This is a genomic window from Rahnella sp. JUb53, assembly GCF_004346065.1.
In the GTDB taxonomy this organism is placed as follows: Bacteria; Pseudomonadota; Gammaproteobacteria; order Enterobacterales; family Enterobacteriaceae; genus Rahnella; species Rahnella variigena.
Genome location: NZ_SLYT01000001.1, coordinates 467,759 through 485,695, shown reverse-complemented (window position 1 = coordinate 485,695; position 17,937 = coordinate 467,759). Strand labels below are relative to the sequence as shown.

Here is a 17,937-nt window from a genome sequence, read left to right as displayed (position 1 = left end):
CCTCATAGTGATTAGCTGGAAAAATAAAGCTTTTCAGGGTGTTCTGCCGCGCATTTTTCGCATACCCTCATGATAAATTCTCATGCAAGTTCAACAGGGGGTTTTGATATAAATCATCAAGGCAATCCATTGCGCCAATTAGACACACCCGGGGTATTTCGCCTGCACCTATAAAATTCCAGCACGTACTATGGAGATAATTAATGAAAGATAATAATTCCCCTTTGACGAAATTAATGCAGGATGCACAACTTAGCCGTCGCGGCTTTATTACCAGCGCTTCCGCTGTGGGTATTACCAGTGCCTTAGGTTTTTCACCGTTCTCTGCTTTTGCGGCGGAACCGAAAAAAGGCGGCGTATTAAAACTGGGTATGTCAGGGGGAAATACCAGCGATACGCTCGACCCGACATTATTCAGCGACTGGGTGCCCTTAAATCAGGCATATATGCTGATGAACGGTCTGGTGGAAATTGATGAAAATAACAAAGCCACGCCGGAACTGTTGTCCGCCTGGGAAGCCAAACCGGGTGCCGCCGAATGGGTGTTTACCGTTCGCGATGGCGTGACTTTCCATAACGGCAAAAAACTCGATGCCGATGACATTCTCTACTCCATCAACCTGCATCGCGGCGACAAATCAAAAAGTGCCATCAAAAGCCAGCTGGCACCGATTACCGGCCTGACTAAACAGGGCAATAACCAGATCCTCATTACCCTCGACAGCGGTAACGCCGACCTGCCGTATCTGCTGGCGGATTACCATCTGGTCGTGGTTCCGGACGGCTTCACCGACTGGTCGCACCCGATTGGTACCGGCGGTTATGTCTTTGACCAGTACGAACCGGGCGTGCGTTCGCTGTTCAAGCGCAACCCGAACTACTGGAAACCGGATCGCGCCTTTGTCGATGCCGTAGAAGTGCTGGTCATCAACGACCCGACTGCACGTACCAACGCCCTGATTTCTGGTCAGGTTCACGCGATTAACCGCGTCGATTTTAAAACTGTCGATTTCCTCAAACGCAGCCCGGCGCTCAACATTGTGCGTTCTTCCGGCGGCCAGCACTTCACCTTCCTGATGGATTGCAGCGTCGCACCGTACAACAACAACGACGTGCGCATGGCGATTAAACACGGTATCGACCGTCAGAAGATCCTCGATACCGTTCTGCGTGGCTACGGTTCGCTGGGTAACGATCATCCGATCCCCAAAACCGACCGCTTCTTCAACCACAGTCTGGAACAGCGCGTTTACGATCCGGATAAATCACAGTTCTATCTGAAAAAGGCCGGTCTGACGGATCTCAAGATCGAGCTGTCTTCCTCTGACGCCGCCTTTGCCGGTGCGCTCGATGCTGCCGCCCTGTTCCAGGGACAGGCGCAGAAAGGCGGCATTCAGGTCAACATCAAGCGCCAGCCTGCCGACAGCTACTGGGACGATGTGTGGATGAAAGCGCCGTTCAGCATGGGTTACTGGGGCGGACGTCCGACGGCTGATCAGATGTTCTCCACCGCTTATCAGTCCACCGCCAAATGGAACGACACGCACTGGAAAGATGAGAAATTTGATGCCCTGCTGTTGCAGGCCCGTTCACTGCTTGATGAAGGCAAACGTGCGGAAATCTATGGCGAACTGCAAAGTATTGTGCGCGATAACGGCGGCGCGATGATCCCGCTGTTTGGCGATTATCTCGACGCCGCCAGTAAAAAAGTCGGCGGTATCAAGCCGCACCCGATGTTCAACTTTATGGGTGGTCGTCTGGCAGAGCGCGTCTGGCTGGAGGCATGATGAAAAAACGGATTTTACAGCGGGTTCTGTTGGGCATTATCACGCTGTGGCTGGTTTCTGTGCTGATTTTTATCGGCACGGAAATGCTGCCCGGTGATGTCGCCACGGCCATTTTAGGTCAGAGTGCCACGCCTGAAACCGTTGCCGCGTTGCGCCTGCAACTCGGGCTGGATGAACCGTCAGTGCTGCGCTACCTGCACTGGCTGGCGGGTATTATGCACGGCGACTTAGGGCATTCACTGGCGAACGGGCGCGCCATCAGTGACGAACTGCTGCCGCGTCTGGCTAACACCTTGTTCCTCGCCGGATACGCGGCGGTGATCGCCATTCCCCTGGCGGTAGGTTTGGGTATCGCGTCGGCAATATGGCGCGGTTCTGTTTTTGACCGGCTGGCAAATACGCTGACGCTTATCAGCATTTCGGTGCCGGAGTTCTTCGTCGGTTACATTCTGGTGATTGCCTTTGCCATCCGCCTGACGTGGTTCCCCAGTCTGGCGATGGTCGACAGCAGTTCGTCGTTTATTGACCGTCTTTACGTCTGCACCCTGCCGATGCTCACCCTGACACTGGTGGTACTGGCGCACATGCTGCGCATGACGCGTGCCTCGGTGACGGCAGTCATGGCCAGCCCGTATATCGAAAGCGCCGTGCTAAAGGGCATTCCCCGCTGGCGCATTGTGGTTTCTCACGCCCTGCCAAACGCCCTTGCCCCCATCATCAACGTGGTGGCATTTAACCTCGCATATCTGGTGGTCGGGGTGATCCTGGTGGAAGTGGTGTTTGTCTATCCGGGCATCGGGCAATACATGGTGGACGCGGTAACCAAGCGCGACCTGCCGGTGGTTCAGGCCTGCGGTCTGCTGTTTGGCGGCACCTATATTTTCCTCAACACCACCGCCGACTTACTGGCGATCTGGTGCAATCCACGCCTGCGCCATGCGCGCTAAAAGAGGGAACTCATGAACCGATATTTCATTAACATCCCGCTCTCGGCCTGGATTGGTATTGTGATTATTGCGGTGAACCTGCTGGCGGCTATTTTTGCGCCATGGCTCGCTCCGCACAGCGAAACCGAACAGGTCGGCGATATCTGGCTGCTGCCTTCCGCCGCCACGCCGTTCGGTACTGACAGTCTCGGGCGCGACATGCTTTCCCGCATTCTGTTCGGTGCGCGCACCACCATTGCTATCGCGCTGACCATCACTTTCAGTTCATTTATCATCGGCATCGTCACCGGCTTTACGGCGGCGATTTACGGTAAATGGGTCGATGTGGTGCTCTCACGCATCGTTGATACCGTGATGTCGATTCCGGTGTTGATTTTCGCGCTGATCGTGCTGTCCGTTATGGGTACGTCCATTCCGGTGCTGGTACTGACCATCGCCCTGCTCGATGCCACACGCGTGTTTCGTCTGGCAAGGCTGGTAGCGCAGGCAATTGTCTGTCAGGAATACGTCGAAGCGGCTCGTCTGCGAGGTGAAGGCTTACGCTGGGTGCTGTTCAAAGAAATTCTGCCCAACGCCCTGCCACCGCTGCTGGCAGAGTTTGGTATGCGTTTCTGCTTTACCTTCCTGTTTATCGCTGGCTTAAGCTTCTTAGGTCTGGGCATTCAGCCGCCGTATGCCGACTGGGGCAGCATGGTGCGCGACAATGCGCAGGCGATAAACTTTGGTCAGTTCGCGCCGTTGTATCCGGCGGCGGCGATTGCCCTGCTGACGATTGGCGTCAATCTGGTGGTCGACTGGCTGCTGGCGCGTAACAGCCTGCCGCATGGAGATGAAGCATGACACGCACGATTTTAGAAATGCGCGGGCTGCGCATCGACACCCTCGACGGATCACCGCTGGTGCAGGATATTTCCCTGAAGCTGTCGGCGGGTGAAGTGCTCGGCCTGATTGGCGAATCCGGTGCGGGCAAATCCACTATTGGTCTGGCAGCGTTAGGCTATGCGCGTCAGGGCTGCCGGATTGCCGGTGGCGAAGTCTTTTTGGATGGCACTGACATTGTTTCTCAGCCTTCCAGCGTAAAGCGTGAATGGCGTGGCAGGCGCGTGGCATATGTGGCACAAAGCGCAGCCGCCTCGTTTAACCCGGCGCTGACCATCGAAAAACAGGTCTGCGAAGGCCCCATTCGCCACGGTCTGATGAACAAAGAAGAGAGTCGTCAGTGGGCGATTTCACTGTTCCGCTCGCTGGATTTGCCGGATCCGGAAAACATCGGTAAACGCTATCCGCATCAGCTTTCCGGCGGACAGCTCCAGCGCGCAATGGCTGCAATGGCGATGTCCTGTAAACCCGATTTGCTGATCATGGATGAGCCAACCACCGCGCTGGACGTCACCACGCAGATTGAAGTGCTGGTGATGCTGCGCAAACTGGTGCGCGAATTCAATACCGCCGCGCTATACATCACCCACGATCTGGCCGTTGTCGCCCAGCTTGCCGACCGGATTATGGTGCTGCGTCACGGCAAAGAAGTGGAAACCGGCGACACGCAAACCATTCTGGAAAATCCGCAGGAGGAATATACCCGCAGGCTGGTTGCGGAGCGCGAACAGGCACTGACGCCGCTGGCAGAAGGCCATGAAACTGCCGGACAGCCGCTGCTGACGATGCGTAAACTGAGTACCGGCTACAATGGTAAACGCGTGGTGAACGATGTCAGCCTGCAACTGCCGCGCGGCAAAACGCTGGCGATTATCGGCGAATCCGGCAGCGGCAAAAGCACGCTGGCACGGGCGCTCGTCGGATTGCTGCCCGACACTGAAGGCACGGTGGATTTCGACGGCGTGTCGCTTTCGCACAATTTTCACCAGCGCAATAAAGAAACGCTGCGCCGTATGCAGATGATTTATCAGTTACCTGACGTGGCGCTCAATCCGCGCCAGACGCTGCTGGACATCATCGGACGCCCGCTGACCTTTTACTTTGGCATGAACAAAAAGCACGTTCGCGAACGTGTAGAAGAATTACTGCGCCTGACTGAACTGCCGGTCAAACTGATCGACCGTCGTCCCGGTGAACTGTCCGGCGGGCAGAAGCAGCGAGTCTGTATCGCCCGCGCACTGGCTGCGCAGCCGGAACTGATCATCTGCGATGAAGCCACCTCAGCGCTGGATCCGCTGGTGGCAGAAGAAGTGCTGAATCTGCTGCGCCGCTTACAGAAACAGCTCGGTCTGTCGTATCTGTTTATCACCCATGATCTGGGCACGGTAAAACGTATCGCCCATCAGGTAGCGGTGATGTATCAGGGTCAGGTGGTCGCCAGCGGCGATACCGACGTGGTCTTCAGCGCGCCAATGCACAGCTATACCGAAAAACTGCTGACCTCCGTACCGGAGATGCGCACCAGCTGGCTGGACGAGGTTCTCGCCCTGCGTGGCACGGCGCTTCCTGCGGCAGCCATTCCTTCGACAGGAGTCTTATGAGCACCAAACGCATCGTGACCGAATTCCCTCACGCCGTCACCGTGACCGAACATCTGTGGATCCCGCTGAGCGACGGCACGCGTCTCGCCGCACGTTTATGGCTGCCGGATGACGCCGAGCGCCAGCCGGTGCCAGCTATTCTCGAATACATTCCCTACCGCAAACGCGACGGCACCCGCACCCGCGATGAACCGATGCACGGATTTTTCGCCGGAAATGGCTACGCAGTCGTACGTGTGGATATGCGCGGCAGCGGCGAATCAGACGGATTGCTGGCCGACGAATATCTGTTGCAGGAACAGGATGACGCACTGGAAGTCATTCAGTGGATCACCGGACAAACCTGGTGCAGCGGCAACGTCGGCATGATGGGGAAATCCTGGGGCGGATTTAACGGTTTGCAGGTTGCCGCCCGCCGCCCCGCCGCGCTGAAAGCCATCATCACGGTTTGTTCAACGGATGATCGTTACCGCGACGATATTCATTACAAAGGCGGCTGCCTGCTCAATGATAACCTCTGGTGGGGCGGCATTATGCTGGCGTACCAGAGCCGCCCTTCCGATCCTGCGCTGGTCGGCGATAACTGGTACCAGGACTGGCTGAACCGTCTGGAAAACATGCCGTTCTTCCCGGCGCTGTGGATGGAACATCCGCTGCGCGATGCGTACTGGCAGCACGGTTCCGTGTCCGAAGACTGGTCTGCGATCCAGTGTCCGGTGATGGCAATCGGCGGCTGGGCAGACGCATACAGCAATGCCGTTTTCCGGTTGATGGATAATTTACAGGTTCCGCGCCGCGCCATTCTCGGCCCGTGGGCTCACATCTATCCGCAGGACGGCGCGCCGGAACCGGCGATTGGCTTCTTACAGGAAGCCGTGCGCTGGTGGGATCACTGGCTGAAAGGCGCAGACAACGGCGCGATGGAAGGCCCGATGATCCAGACCTGGTTGCAGGACAGCCAGCCGCCATCGGCGATGCGTCCGGTCAGCCGTGGCGAATGGGTGGGTTTTGATCGCGGCACCGCCAGCAATATCAATCACAGCCCGCGCTGGCTGACACGCGGACAGCTCAATACCCAGCCCGACGCTGACGCGGGCGTGATCAATATCTGTTCGCCGCAGAATCACGGTCTGATGGCAGGTGAATGGATGGGCGCAGGCGTGCCCGGTGAAATGCCGCCGGACCAGCGTGTCGATGACGGCATGGCAGAAATCTTCGACGGCGAACCGCTGGCCGAACCGCTGACCATTTTCGGTTTCCCCGAATTTACCGTCGAACTGAGCAGCGATAAACCGGCGGCGATGCTGTACGTCCGGCTGTCAGACGTTGCGCCGGACGGCTCAGTAAACCGCGTCACCCACGGCTGGCTGAACCTTTCCCATCTGCAAGGTCACGACAAATCTGTACCGCTGATCCCCGGTCAGAAAGTCAAAGTACCGGTACAACTCGATGGTATCGCGCACCGTTTTGCTACCGGTCACCGGATGCGTATCTCGCTGGCGACCACCTTCTGGCCGATGATCTGGCCGATGGCAGAAGCGGCGACCCTGACGTTAGATTTACACAGCGCGCAGCTCAGCCTGCCGGTGTGTGAGCAGCCGGTTTCAATTGCAGGTCCGATCAAAGAACCGCAAAGCGCGCCGCTGACGCCGCAAACCGTGCTGTCGCCGGGGCGCGTGGATCGCAACATCACTTACGATTTCCTCACCGACAGCTGGACCAGCGTGACCAACGGCGTGGGTGGTGTTTTCGGTGAAGGCGTTTACCGCTTCGATGATATCGACACGACGGTCGATCATAATCTGCGCCGGGAACTGACGGTCAGCAACAGCGATCCGCTTTCCGCCCGTTATCTGCTGACGCAGAGCATGAAAATGGGACGTGAAGGCTGGTGGATGGAAGCTGAAATCACCCTCGAACTGCGCAGCGACCTGACGCACTTTATCGTCAGCGGCGATATGGTGGTCAGCCTGAACGGCGAGGAAGAGTTCACCAAATACTGGCACGAGAGGATTGCGAGGTAAGGTTTTTTACTCCCGCAAACTGTGGTTTTACCTTGCTCCTCCCCCTGCGAAGGGGGAGGTTGGGAGGGGGTTTTAAGGACTGACACCTCGCGTGAGAAAACTTCAACTTATTGATTTCGCTTTAATACCCCACCCCAACCCTCCCCTTCGCAGGGGAGGGAGCCGATCTTAGTTGTATTTAATTTCGGTGTAACGGCTCGGCCAGATGGTTTCGGCTTTTACGCCGATGGCTTCAGCTATCAACCTTTCACCTTTCGGCCATTTACGGATTAACGCATTCGAGAGCGTCGATGAGCTTAAACCAGCGCGGCGTGAAACCGCCGCCATCGTGGTGCCCTTCTTTTTTATTGCCGCAATAATGTCAGCCTGATGCCAGTCTTTGTTCATGCGGCAAGCTCCTCAGATGAGGAATACAGCGAGCAGCGCAGCATCTCGAACCGTTCCCACAAGATATACGCGATGATTTCTTTTATTTTTCGGTCATGCAGCGTCATTAGCGTGAAGTTCAGCGCCATGCACTGATCGCATAATTCATCAGGTTCAGAGTCGGCGTAATCAAATAAACCATCATCTTCCGGGATACCTAAATTCTTGCGATGCTCGGGAATCGGCTCCGATAGCGCCACTTCAAGAATTTCGAGCTGGTTGTGCAGCATCATGCACAGCTGATCCTGCGCGGCTCTATTTTGCGGATTCACCAGCGCATTTGCCAGCAAACGACAGCGATCGGTGAGCGTCCATGAATCGGGGGATGTTTCGTTTGTAAGAGTAATATCCATTTGAACAGAACCTAATATTAGATTGCGTGCCACGCTACCACTTAAGTTCCTACGCTCTTGGGTGGTAACTCAGGCGGGGGTAGGAATATCGGTTACCCTCTCCGACCAGCCCTAAAGCTGCCCCGCCCGAGTTACCAATAATATACGATAATAATTCGTTATTTTCTGGTAATACAAAGCGATGGCGAAATTAAAACTTCCGCCACGAGGGTTCAGGTTCCTACACCCGACTGCGGATTTTGCCGCAGCGAGCAGACAATAACTGGATATCCACACATAGAAAATGGGCAAAATGCTGGGATGAGATACTGCTTCCAGAGAGTTTTTATGGTTTGCAGTGAGTTGCACGCGGCTACCTGTAAGACAGTGAACCGATCTGCAAACCTTGCCTGAATCGCCACCACTTTCTAAGCTGCCTGTACGGCAGTGAACTGTTTCGCGTCATGCTTGTCATCGCCTGTCACTTTCTAAGCTGCCTGTACGGCAGTGAACGCTATTTTTGACGCAATGGCTTCAAGTGTCGAATTTCTAAGCTGCCTGTACGGCAGTGAACCAACCGCCTGCGCCATTGTGATTGGCTCTTCTTTTCTAAGCTGCCTGTACGGCAGTGAACTTACTCGACGTGTCGCAGACTTAAAAAATGCTTTTCTAAGCTGCCTGTACGGCAGTGAACCGAACTGCATTAGCTGAGGCAAGTCCCGTTTGTTTCTAAGCTGCCTGTACGGCAGTGAACCTCCTGCGGGAGCCTTTATTTTATATAACATATTTCTAAGCTGCCTGTACGGCAGTGAACAGTTGAGTTTTAAGCTTTATGCTTTGAACTGCAAGAGATTATCCCTGTTTTGCCAAAAAAACCCTCTTTTTTGTGCGGCTCATGTGTTTCATTAAAATCAAAGAGTTAGAGGCAGCCCGAAAAAAAGGGTTGTGACTGAGATGCCATTAATACCCCACTCCAGCTCTACCCTTCGCAGGTGAGGGAGCGGATCGAGTTCAAATTTTAAATCTCAGGAATGATCGCCGTAATATCCCGGCTCTCCAGCACCCGTCCGTCCTGCGCTCGGATTTGCAGTTTGCGCAGTGGCTGGCCGTTTTCATTGTCCACAAGCTGCGTACAGGCTTCGCCTTCCTCAAACAGGTATTCACTTCCCCACTGTCCCAGCGCGACCAGCACCGGTTGCAGCGCCAGCCCCTTTTCGGTCAGTACGTAATCCTGATACGCCGAGCCATCGGCCGCCGGTTCAATTTTCAAAATACCTTCGGCCACCAGCGCTTTCAGGCGTGCGCTGAGAATGTTTTTTGCCGCACCCAGACTGCGCTGGAACTCGCTGAAACGCGAAATGCCACGCATGGCGTCGCGGACAATCAGCAGCGTCCACCAGTCACCAATGAGATCCAATGCGCGGCCAGCCGGACAAGGCGTGTTTTCCAGACGTGTTCGTTTCATGGCACCTCCTGCTTAAAGAATCTGGTTGCATTATAAAACCACCAGTGCTAAAAATCATCTAGTTTCATTATTAAACCACTTAATCAACCCAGAGGTTCTTATGTCAGATTCCATTCGTTCTCAGTCTTTGGCGTTAATCACCGGCGCATCCACCGGTATTGGTGCAACATACGCCGATCGTCTCGCTAAACGCGGCTATGATCTTATTCTTGTGGCCCGTGATGCACAGCGCCTGAATGCGCTGGCTGAAAAGCTGCAACAGGAGTCCGGCGTAAAAGTGACTGTGTTACCCGCAGACTTAACCCGCAGCGAAGATCTGTCACGGGTCGAAGATTTTATCCGCGCGACGCCGCAAATTTCCCTGCTGATCAATAACGCAGGGGCGTCACTCAAAGCCGGTTTTGAGAACAGTGATGCCGATGCCATCGAGAATCTGATCACCCTGAACGTTACCTCGGTGGCACGCCTTTCCCGCGTAGCGTTTGATGGCCTGATCAAGCATAAAGACGGCGCGATTATTAATATCGCCTCGGTAATGGCGCTGACGCCGGAGCTGCAATCTGCTGTGTATTCCGCGACGAAAGCTTTTGTGCTGACCTTCAGCCAGACGCTGCAATTTGAAATGGCAGAGCGCGGTTTGTACGTTCAGGCCGTATTACCTGCCGCAACGCGTACAGAAATCTGGGAACGTTCGGGTAAAAATATTGATGAAGTACCAGGGGTAATGGAAGTCGGTGAACTGGTGGATGCTGCCTTGCTGGGCTTCGACCGCAAAGAAAAAATCACTATTCCGCCATTGCAGGACGAAAAACAGTGGGACGACTTTGATGCCCTGCGCGGCGCGATGGTGCCGAACTTCCTGCAAGCTCACGCGGCACCACGTTACAAAGCCTGACAGTGAGACATTGACCAGTAACATAAATTTACTGGTCAATGTTGATTCGCTTTGCAAATATGTTAATTCGACAACTTTGTGAAGTGAATACGATGACCGAATATGTAATTGCTGCACCCGAAGTTCCGTCTCTCGCCGTCGAAGGCCAGAGCGCCCGTTTTCCATTGCGCCGCGTTTACTGCGTTGGCCGTAACTATTCCGAGCACGCCCGCGAAATGGGTCATGATCCGGATCGCGAGCCGCCGTTCTTCTTTGGCAAACCCGCTGATGCCGTTATCCCTGCCAGCGGTAACGTGCCTTATCCGACACTGACCGAAGATCTGCATTACGAAGTGGAACTGGTTGTCGCGATTGCCAAAGGTGGCAAAAATATCACGGCTGAAGATGCGCTGTCGCATGTCTGGGGTTATACCGTCGGCGTGGATCTGACCCGGCGCGATATTCAGGCGCAGGCCAAGAAGCAAGGTCGTCCGTGGGATTTCGCCAAAGGTTTTGATGATTCCGCACCGGCCAACCCGCTGCTGCCCGTCAGTCAGACCGGTCATCCTGCCAGCGGTAAAATCTGGCTGGATGTGAACGGTGAAAAACGTCAGCGCGGTGATTTACGTGATCAGATCTGGCAGGTGGCGGATGTCATCAGTTATCTGTCGCAGGCCGTTGAACTTAAACCTGGCGATCTGATTTACACCGGCACACCGGCAGGCGTTGGCGCTGTGGTGCGCGGTGATGTGATTACCGGTGGTATCGAAGGCCTGAGCGATTTCAGCTTCACCATCGTGTGATTCATTCAGGACGTCTGGCTTCAGGCGTCCTTCTCTCCGATTTTTCTCTGATTCTCTTCCTCGATAATCGGGATTAACTTCTCAAATGCACAGGCGCTTGAAGGGTCGAAAAGCGACAGCGTTTCAATCTGACTGAGTAAAATCACTTTGCGAAATTTCAGCGCATTCACCGGATCCGATACCGGCGTAATGCCGTGTTCCTGATAATAACGGGCATAGTTATGCTCGACGCGCAGCTCCAGCGTATCTTTATCGCGATACCCGCTGACCATCGGGATCACCACCACATTGTCCGACGAACTGGTTTCACATCGCGCGGTATGCACCATGCCAATATAGACGCGCCGCGACTGTAAGGTGATAAACACCATATCGCCCTCTTCCATGCACTGATACAAAAGCCCTTCCACACCGTTGGCGCGGGTGAGCTGTTTGTACAACTGTTTGCGTCCGGCAGTATTGAGCCGCAAGCCCGGCGACCAGGTGGTGCGCACCAGACACAGCATCACGGAAACACCAAGCATGATGACGACCGGCGCCTGAATGCCTAAGAAACTCCAGTTGATGAAATCTCTGTGGTAATGCACATCCTGATGCAAATGCGGGATAGCAGGCAGCCAGTTAACGACTTCTGAAATTCCCCACAGCGCCATATAAACCAGCGCAATCACCAGCACACCCTGCAGGACAAAAATGCAGCCGTATAACGCCACCAGAAAATAGACGTCCCAGCCGAAGGTACGTTTGAGTTTGAAGCGCGATGAGATGTCGCGGGTGGTGTACCAGTACCCGCAAACCATTAACACCATGAAAACCGCTGTCGCCATTACAGCACGCTCATGCGTTTGACATGGCGGTCGAAGTCTTCACGCATATCCTGATTTGCCGGATTCACCGAGGCGGTACCGTTTTCATCAATCAAAATACGCTCACCCTCCTCAATCGTATCTTCCATGTCTGCTGCACTGAACAGCCCAAGGAATTTTTCCGGGCTGGAGAAAATCTGTAACATAATCTTAAACATAGTTTGCCTCTTTTAACTAAAGAGTAAGCCTAGTCAAAAATGAGGGATACTTTCACGCTTTCGGATTTTTTACAGGCAACAACATTTTTAGTGCTGCATGTCACGAAAAAGGGCCACCTTGCGGCAGCCCTTTGCTGAAAATCTCTGAAGTAAATTAATTACTTCGCATCCAGACTTTCGTGATGTGCTTCTTCGTGAGCGGCCTGCTCAGCATGGACTTCCGCCGCACGTTTGCGCAGACCAATCCAGCCCAGAACCAGCAGGATAATCAGTACCGGAATCGTCGCCACGGTGTAAGTGCCGTTCGGATAGTCAAACGCCATCAGGATCAGCACGCCCGCCAGAAATGCCAGCGTCAGCCACGAGGTGACCGGTGCCCACGGCATTTTGAAGGAGACGTCTTTCGCACGGCCTTCTTTGATAGCCTTACGCAGTTTCATCTGACATACGATGATGAAAGCCCATGAACTGAGGATGCCGAGTGACGCGACGTTCAGGACAATTTCAAATACCTGCGATGGTACGTAGTAGTTAAGTACCACGCCGATGACATAAATACCCACAGTGACCAGAATACCGGCGTAAGGCACCTGCTGTGCGCTCATCTTCGACATGAATTTCGGCGCAGAACCGCCCATCGACAGGGAACGCAGAATACGACCGGTGGAATACAAGCCGGAGTTCAGACTCGACAGCGCCGCAGTCAGTACCACGATGTTCATGATCGTGCCGATGTAAGGCACGCCCAGCTTGCTGAAGAAGGTCACAAACGGGCTTTGCCCCGCCTGATACGCATTCCACGGTAACAGCAGAACCAGCAGCACCACGGAACCGACGTAGAATAATGCGATACGCCAGATCACGCTGTTGATGGCTTTCGGCAGCACTTTCTCAGGATCTTTGGTTTCACCTGCCGCCGTACCGACCAGTTCGATGGCCGCGAACGCGAAGACCACGCCCTGCACCAGAACCAGCGCCGGTAACAACCCGTGCGGGAAAATACCGCCGTTATCGGTGATCAGATGGAAACCGGTGGTATTGCCGTCCAGCTGTTTGCCGGTGCCGAGGAACACCACGCCGACAACCAGGAACAGGGCAATCGCCGCGACTTTGATCAGCGCAAACCAGAATTCCATCTCAGCGAACCACTTCACGCCGATCATGTTCATGGTGGCGACAATCGCCAGCGCGCCCAGCGCAAACATCCATTGCGGGACATCACCGAAGGTTCCCCAATAGTGCATGTAAAGAGCCACTGCGGTGATATCGACAATGCCGGTCATCGCCCAGTTGAGGAAGTACATCCAGCCTGCAACGTAAGAGGCTTTTTCGCCCAGGAACTCGCGGGCATAAGAGACGAAACTGCCGCTGGTCGGACGGTGTAAAACCAGTTCACCCAGCGCACGTAAAATAAAGAATGAGAAAATACCACACACCGCATACACGATTGCCAGCGCCGGGCCAGCCATCTGTAAACGCGCGCCTGCGCCGAGAAATAAACCGGTGCCGATAGAACCACCAATGGCAATCATCTGAACCTGACGATTACCCATACTTTTGTGATACCCGTGTTCGTGCGAGTCCAGCCAGCGTCTTTTCGCCGCGTGCTTCGCCTCTGCCGATTTTTTATGAGACTTCATTCGATCTTGTTCTCCAAAAATAACCTTCACCTGACGTCGGGTGCTGCAAGCAAACGATTGCAAGCCTCAACGTTTATGGGGTTTACCCACTGTAGTTTTTTTAGCCGGAACTGTTTTGGTGCAATAACGGCGAAGGATGCTACCTTTTCTCATTAACCGTGGCAAAAAAAACCGTCATAAAAAATTGTGAACAGTCATATTTCGCGCAACGAATTTTGCGCATGCGTGCGGTTACGGGGTTTCTTTAGGCGAACATTCTTTTCTCACCCGCTCAATGTTGATCGACAGATACATGATCTCTTCCGTCGTCAGATCCCGCTGATATTGGGCGGCAAGGTAATCGCCGATTTTCTCCGAACACTGCCAGGCTTGCGGATAGTTCTCTTTCACGGCCACATGCAGGGTCATGTCGTCATCCGCGACAACAGTGCGGCTGAGCATGCGCTGTGCGAAGAATTTCAGATGGGTGACGAAACGCTGATAACTCAGCGATTCTTCGTCATATTCGATACGCAGCTGGTATTTCACCAGATTGAGGATTTCCTGCATCACGCGGGTGATTTGCGCCACTTCCGGCATTTCACCATTAAGCTGAGCGTTCACCAGATGCAGTGCGATAAACCCGGCTTCATCCACCGGAAGGCGCACACCCAGGCGCGAATGGATAATCTCCAGCGCCTCCAGTCCCAGCGCATACTCTTTCGGATAAAGGCGGCGGGTTTCCCACAGTAACGCGTTGCTGATCGGCACGCCTTTTTTCTGTCGCTCAATGGCGAAGTTACAGTGGTCAGTGAGCGCAATGTATAAATTTTCCTGCAATTTCCCCAGCCGTCCGCGCGCCAGCGTGATGATCTGGTCGCAGGTGGTCATGACTTCCATCGGAATATGCGAGAGCAGTTCTGTCAGATGCGCGACCAGTTCGTCGCTTTGTAATGCGAAGATTTTTTCGATTTTACTGTCATCGAGTTCGTCTCCGGTTTTCTTCATAAACGCCAGCCCGCGGCCCATGACGACCTGTTCCCGCTGCTGATCGTTGACAACCACCACCACGTTATTATTGAGTATTTTGGCGATTTTCATTGTTATTCCCTGAAAAGAAAAACCCGACCGTCCGAATGGATGGTCAGGTTTTGTCTGCCGCAGTCTTTGGATCTGCCTGATAATTTTACCAGATCCGATCCTCAGCCAGACGTAAAATTTGCACTCAGAACGTGACGATGGCTTTCAATCCTGTCACCCACGCATCCTGCGTTTCCTTCACCCCGCCCGGACGGTACCAGTACTGCAAATCCGGTTGCAGAATCAGCCACGAACGGACTTTTATCTGATAGTACAAATCGGCGTTCACCGAGTGACCGGACAGCGGCGTATAGAGCGGATTGCCGTAATCATCCACCTGATAAATCGTATTCAGGTTTTCCTGATTCTGGCGGTAATGATTACTCATTTTAATATACGTCATACCAAAACCCAGCCAGTCGTCAGGACGCGCATCAAACAACCCGCGATAGCGCATGGAAGCAGCCTGCGTATGATGAATGGCGTTGCTGCGCTGATCCCCCAGCCCGAGGCTGTATGACACGCTCATGCCACGGTTCGGATCGTCGCCACGTTGTGTCACCTGCTGGTTGAAACCGGTATACATAAACCAGGTGCTGCTGTGTTTGCGATAACCTTCGGGATCTGTTGCGCCCACGCTCTGCGTTTTCCCTTCCGATAAATCGGTTTGCGGCGAGTTGGTATACAGCAAACCCACGTTATAAATGCCCGGCAAACCATTCACTTTAGTTTTCAGTTCGGCCTCCATCGGCAACAGAATGCCGCGTGCGCCTTTCAGCGAACCGCTCCAGGCGTATTTGCGGTCAGAGGCATCGGGGTTTTGTTCCATAATACCGGTTTTCAGCGTCAGTTCTGGCGTCAGCTTGTACTGGAAAGTGGTGCCCCAGTAATGTTTATTCCAGTTATACCAGGTCATCGAGTTAGCCGATTTACCGCCACACTGGCTGAGCAGCTGGAAATCACACGGGATAATCTGATCGAAATCCTGATTCTTGTTCATCATACCGATGCGCCAGTGCAGTTTACGGTCATCGAAACTACGACCAAACGTCAGCCAGCCCAGACGGGTTATCGACTGTCCGCCCCAGCTTTCCTGGGCGAGATCGTTAAACCCGACGCGCGGATCCTGCGTACGTTTGGACGTCAGGTTGTCATCGTGGTTACGGTTAACAATGTTCCCTTCAATGGCCGCGTCAGGAATGCCGGTGTACATCTCCAGATCCTGGGTAAACGTCAGCGAGAACTGATCGATATACGCCAGATGTTTATCATGGTTATAACCGCCGCCTGCGTTATAAGACGACTCGCTCAGATAACCAAGCTGATAATGAAATCCATGGTCTTCAATAATCGGGCGAATACCCAGCATATCGCCGAACATGCCTTCGCCGGGCGCTTCAAAACCTAATACCGTACCATTCCAGTTATCCGCAGCCTGTGCTGAATGAATACCTGTGATTGAAATACACAGCGCCAGAACACTGGTTTTTAGTAACCGGTTATTATTTTTAACTTTACAGGTAGGTGTTGCAGAAGTCTGAGAAATTTTCATCTTTATATTTCCGTTTTATTATTTTAAATCATCATTATTTTTTTTGGGCAATACAAGGGCGGACAGGCGGCTTATAAATTTATAAGCCGCATCAGTTATTTATTATTAAAGGTTAAGTTCAGATCAGGATTTTAAAGCCGCGCCGTTTGAATTGATCACTTCTTTATACCAGAAGAAGCTTTTCTTACGGCGACGTTCCAGCGTGCCATTCCCCTGGTCATCACGGTCAACGTAGATATAACCATAGCGTTTGGAGAACTCGGCTTTCGAGGCGCTGACCAGATCAATCGGCCCCCAGCTGGTGTAGCCCATCACTTCCACACCGTCTTCAATGGCTTCACGTACCTGAACCAGATGGTCATTGATATATTCAATGCGGTAATCGTCGTTGATGCTGCCATCTGCTTCGACTTTATCACGTGCACCTAATCCGTTTTCCACAATAAATAATGGCTTCTGGTAACGATCATAAAGTTCATTCATTAAAAAGCGCAAACCTACCGGATCAATCTGCCATCCCCATTCGGAACTTTGCAGATGCGGGTTAGGCACCATATTTAATATATTGGCGCGCGCTTTAATATTTTGCTCTTCGTCAGTGGTTACACAACCGGTCATATAATAACTGAATGAAATAAAGTCGACCGTTTCTTTCAGTGCCGCTTTATCTTCAGCAGTAATATTAATTTCCATGCCACGATCTTTAAAGAAACGCTTCATGTATGCCGGATAAGCGCCGCGCACCTGAACATCGCCAAAGAATAACCAGTCGCGGTTTTGCTGCAAGGTTTCCATCATATCGGCCGGTTTGCAGGTCAGCGGATACAACATTCCGCCGAGCAGCATATTGCCGATTTTGCCGTCAGGAATGATCTCGTGGCAGGCTTTTACCGCTCTGGCGCTGGCCACCAGCTGATGATGAATGGCCTGATAAATTTCCTGTTTGCTGCTGTCTTCCGGCAATCCGACCCCGGTGAACGGCGCATGTAGCGACATGTTGATTTCGTTGAACGTCAGCCAGTGTTTCACCTTATTTTTGTAACGGCTGAACACCGTACGGGCGTAGTTTTCAAAGAAACCGATGGTGTCGCGACTGCCCCAGCCACCGTGGTTTTTCACGATACCATACGGCATTTCATAGTGAGAAAGCGTCACCAGCGGTGTAATCCCGTATTTTGCCATTTCATCAAACAGGCGGTCATAAAAGGCCAGACCGGCTTCATTTGGCTGCAATTCATCGCCCTGCGGGAAAATACGCGTCCAGGCAATTGAGGTACGCAGCACGGTGAAGCCCATTTCGGCGAACAATTTCATGTCTTCCGGATAACGATGATAGAAATCAATCGCCACATCTTTCACGCCGAAATCGCCTTCAGTACGTTCCTGCACCGGACCAAAAACGCCTTGCGGTTGCAGGTCAGATGTTGATAAGCCTTTACCGTCAGTCAGATATGCACCTTCCACCTGATTGGCTGCGACTGCGCCGCCCCATAAGAAACTGTCTGGGAATTGCTTGTTCATGTG

Annotated in this window: 16 protein-coding genes and 1 CRISPR repeat array; of the genes, 7 read left to right on the top strand and 9 right to left on the bottom strand. The window is 53.3% G+C overall.

Features of this window, described 5'->3' with window-relative positions; genetic code table 11:
* The first annotated feature begins 203 nt into the window (after window positions 1-203).
* The 5 genes from EC840_RS02345 to EC840_RS02325 are packed head-to-tail and all read left to right on the top strand — an operon-like array spanning window position 204 to window position 7,238.
* Entirely contained in the window at window positions 204-1,787 is a 1,584-nt protein-coding gene (locus EC840_RS02345) for an ABC transporter substrate-binding protein (RefSeq protein WP_129638653.1), read from the top strand.
* Window positions 1,787-2,734, top strand: a complete 948-nt coding sequence (locus EC840_RS02340; protein ID WP_119822365.1) for an ABC transporter permease — start codon at window positions 1,787-1,789, stop codon at window positions 2,732-2,734. The genes EC840_RS02345 and EC840_RS02340 overlap by 1 nt, the downstream gene beginning before the upstream one ends.
* A gap of 12 nt (window positions 2,735-2,746) precedes the next feature.
* Window positions 2,747-3,574 (top strand): ABC transporter permease, encoded by an 828-nt coding sequence (locus tag EC840_RS02335; RefSeq protein ID WP_120162685.1) that lies wholly within the window; start codon window positions 2,747-2,749, stop codon window positions 3,572-3,574.
* Window positions 3,571-5,214, top strand: coding sequence for an ABC transporter ATP-binding protein (locus EC840_RS02330; RefSeq protein WP_132963888.1), 1,644 nt, complete (start codon window positions 3,571-3,573; stop codon window positions 5,212-5,214). Before EC840_RS02335 ends, EC840_RS02330 begins: the two co-directional genes overlap by 4 nt.
* Window positions 5,211-7,238 carry a CocE/NonD family hydrolase gene (locus EC840_RS02325; protein ID WP_132963887.1) on the top strand — a complete coding sequence of 676 codons (2,028 nt, stop codon included), beginning with the start codon at window positions 5,211-5,213 and terminating at the stop codon, window positions 7,236-7,238. Before EC840_RS02330 ends, EC840_RS02325 begins: the two co-directional genes overlap by 4 nt.
* Before the next feature lie 168 nt (window positions 7,239-7,406).
* Here EC840_RS02325 and EC840_RS02320 read toward each other — a convergent pair whose 3' ends face one another.
* The 3 genes from EC840_RS02320 to EC840_RS02310 form a co-directional block, all read right to left on the bottom strand.
* On the bottom strand, window positions 7,407-7,625 hold the full coding sequence (locus EC840_RS02320; RefSeq protein ID WP_120162682.1) for a helix-turn-helix transcriptional regulator: 219 nt from the start codon (window positions 7,623-7,625) through the stop codon (window positions 7,407-7,409).
* Window positions 7,622-8,050: a hypothetical protein gene (locus tag EC840_RS02315; protein WP_243700999.1), complete on the bottom strand. Its 429-nt coding sequence runs from the start codon at window positions 8,048-8,050 to the stop codon at window positions 7,622-7,624. The genes EC840_RS02320 and EC840_RS02315 overlap by 4 nt, the downstream gene beginning before the upstream one ends.
* 371 nt (window positions 8,051-8,421) lie before the next feature.
* A CRISPR array of direct repeats spans window positions 8,422-8,810; the repeat unit is 28 nt; unit sequence TTTCTAAGCTGCCTGTACGGCAGTGAAC.
* Window positions 8,811-9,014: 204 nt separating this feature from the next.
* Complete coding sequence (locus EC840_RS02310; RefSeq protein WP_132963886.1) at window positions 9,015-9,461, bottom strand: helix-turn-helix domain-containing protein; 447 nt, start codon at window positions 9,459-9,461, stop codon at window positions 9,015-9,017.
* Between the two features lie 100 nt (window positions 9,462-9,561).
* Between EC840_RS02310 and EC840_RS02305 the strand changes: the two genes are divergently transcribed.
* Window positions 9,562-10,356 carry an SDR family oxidoreductase gene (locus tag EC840_RS02305; RefSeq protein ID WP_132963885.1) on the top strand — a complete coding sequence of 265 codons (795 nt, stop codon included), beginning with the start codon at window positions 9,562-9,564 and terminating at the stop codon, window positions 10,354-10,356.
* 92 nt (window positions 10,357-10,448) lie between these two features.
* Complete coding sequence (locus EC840_RS02300; protein ID WP_129638647.1) at window positions 10,449-11,138, top strand: fumarylacetoacetate hydrolase family protein; 690 nt, start codon at window positions 10,449-10,451, stop codon at window positions 11,136-11,138.
* Window positions 11,139-11,158: 20 nt separating this feature from the next.
* On the opposite strand, the gene EC840_RS02295 is transcribed toward EC840_RS02300, so the two are convergent.
* From EC840_RS02295 to ascB, 6 genes are all read right to left on the bottom strand, one after another.
* On the bottom strand, window positions 11,159-11,965 hold the full coding sequence (locus EC840_RS02295; protein ID WP_129638646.1) for a hypothetical protein: 807 nt from the start codon (window positions 11,963-11,965) through the stop codon (window positions 11,159-11,161).
* A complete protein-coding gene (locus EC840_RS02290) occupies window positions 11,965-12,162 on the bottom strand; it encodes a hypothetical protein (RefSeq protein ID WP_112288224.1) in 198 nt (65 codons plus the stop codon). The genes EC840_RS02295 and EC840_RS02290 overlap by 1 nt, the downstream gene beginning before the upstream one ends.
* Before the next feature lie 158 nt (window positions 12,163-12,320).
* The gene (ansP, locus tag EC840_RS02285) at window positions 12,321-13,802 is read right to left on the bottom strand and encodes an L-asparagine permease (protein ID WP_129638645.1); all 1,482 of its coding nucleotides are present in this window, start codon (window positions 13,800-13,802) and stop codon (window positions 12,321-12,323) included.
* A 231-nt stretch (window positions 13,803-14,033) separates the two neighbouring features.
* A complete protein-coding gene (gene bglG / locus EC840_RS02280) occupies window positions 14,034-14,882 on the bottom strand; it encodes a transcriptional antiterminator BglG (RefSeq protein ID WP_132963884.1) in 849 nt (282 codons plus the stop codon).
* 124 nt (window positions 14,883-15,006) lie between these two features.
* The gene (locus EC840_RS02275) at window positions 15,007-16,242 is read right to left on the bottom strand and encodes a carbohydrate porin (protein WP_232829849.1); all 1,236 of its coding nucleotides are present in this window, start codon (window positions 16,240-16,242) and stop codon (window positions 15,007-15,009) included.
* A gap of 294 nt (window positions 16,243-16,536) precedes the next feature.
* A complete protein-coding gene (ascB, locus tag EC840_RS02270) occupies window positions 16,537-17,934 on the bottom strand; it encodes a 6-phospho-beta-glucosidase (RefSeq protein ID WP_132963882.1) in 1,398 nt (465 codons plus the stop codon).
* Window positions 17,935-17,937 lie beyond the last annotated feature (3 nt).

Coding starts and splice junctions, on each gene's coding strand:
- ascB (WP_132963882.1), bottom strand. CDS start 17,934: ATGAACAAGCAATTCCCAGACAGTTTCTTATGGGGCGGCGCAGTCGCA.
- EC840_RS02275 (WP_232829849.1), bottom strand. CDS start 16,242: ATGTTCGGCGATATGCTGGGTATTCGCCCGATTATTGAAGACCATGGA.
- EC840_RS02300 (WP_129638647.1), top strand. CDS start 10,449: ATGACCGAATATGTAATTGCTGCACCCGAAGTTCCGTCTCTCGCCGTC.
- EC840_RS02335 (WP_120162685.1), top strand. CDS start 2,747: ATGAACCGATATTTCATTAACATCCCGCTCTCGGCCTGGATTGGTATT.
- EC840_RS02295 (WP_129638646.1), bottom strand. CDS start 11,965: ATGGCGACAGCGGTTTTCATGGTGTTAATGGTTTGCGGGTACTGGTAC.
- EC840_RS02345 (WP_129638653.1), top strand. CDS start 204: ATGAAAGATAATAATTCCCCTTTGACGAAATTAATGCAGGATGCACAA.
- EC840_RS02290 (WP_112288224.1), bottom strand. CDS start 12,162: ATGTTTAAGATTATGTTACAGATTTTCTCCAGCCCGGAAAAATTCCTT.
- EC840_RS02325 (WP_132963887.1), top strand. CDS start 5,211: ATGAGCACCAAACGCATCGTGACCGAATTCCCTCACGCCGTCACCGTG.
- ansP (WP_129638645.1), bottom strand. CDS start 13,802: ATGAAGTCTCATAAAAAATCGGCAGAGGCGAAGCACGCGGCGAAAAGA.
- EC840_RS02340 (WP_119822365.1), top strand. CDS start 1,787: ATGAAAAAACGGATTTTACAGCGGGTTCTGTTGGGCATTATCACGCTG.
- EC840_RS02305 (WP_132963885.1), top strand. CDS start 9,562: ATGTCAGATTCCATTCGTTCTCAGTCTTTGGCGTTAATCACCGGCGCA.
- EC840_RS02310 (WP_132963886.1), bottom strand. CDS start 9,461: ATGAAACGAACACGTCTGGAAAACACGCCTTGTCCGGCTGGCCGCGCA.
- EC840_RS02320 (WP_120162682.1), bottom strand. CDS start 7,625: ATGAACAAAGACTGGCATCAGGCTGACATTATTGCGGCAATAAAAAAG.
- bglG (WP_132963884.1), bottom strand. CDS start 14,882: ATGAAAATCGCCAAAATACTCAATAATAACGTGGTGGTGGTTGTCAAC.
- EC840_RS02330 (WP_132963888.1), top strand. CDS start 3,571: ATGACACGCACGATTTTAGAAATGCGCGGGCTGCGCATCGACACCCTC.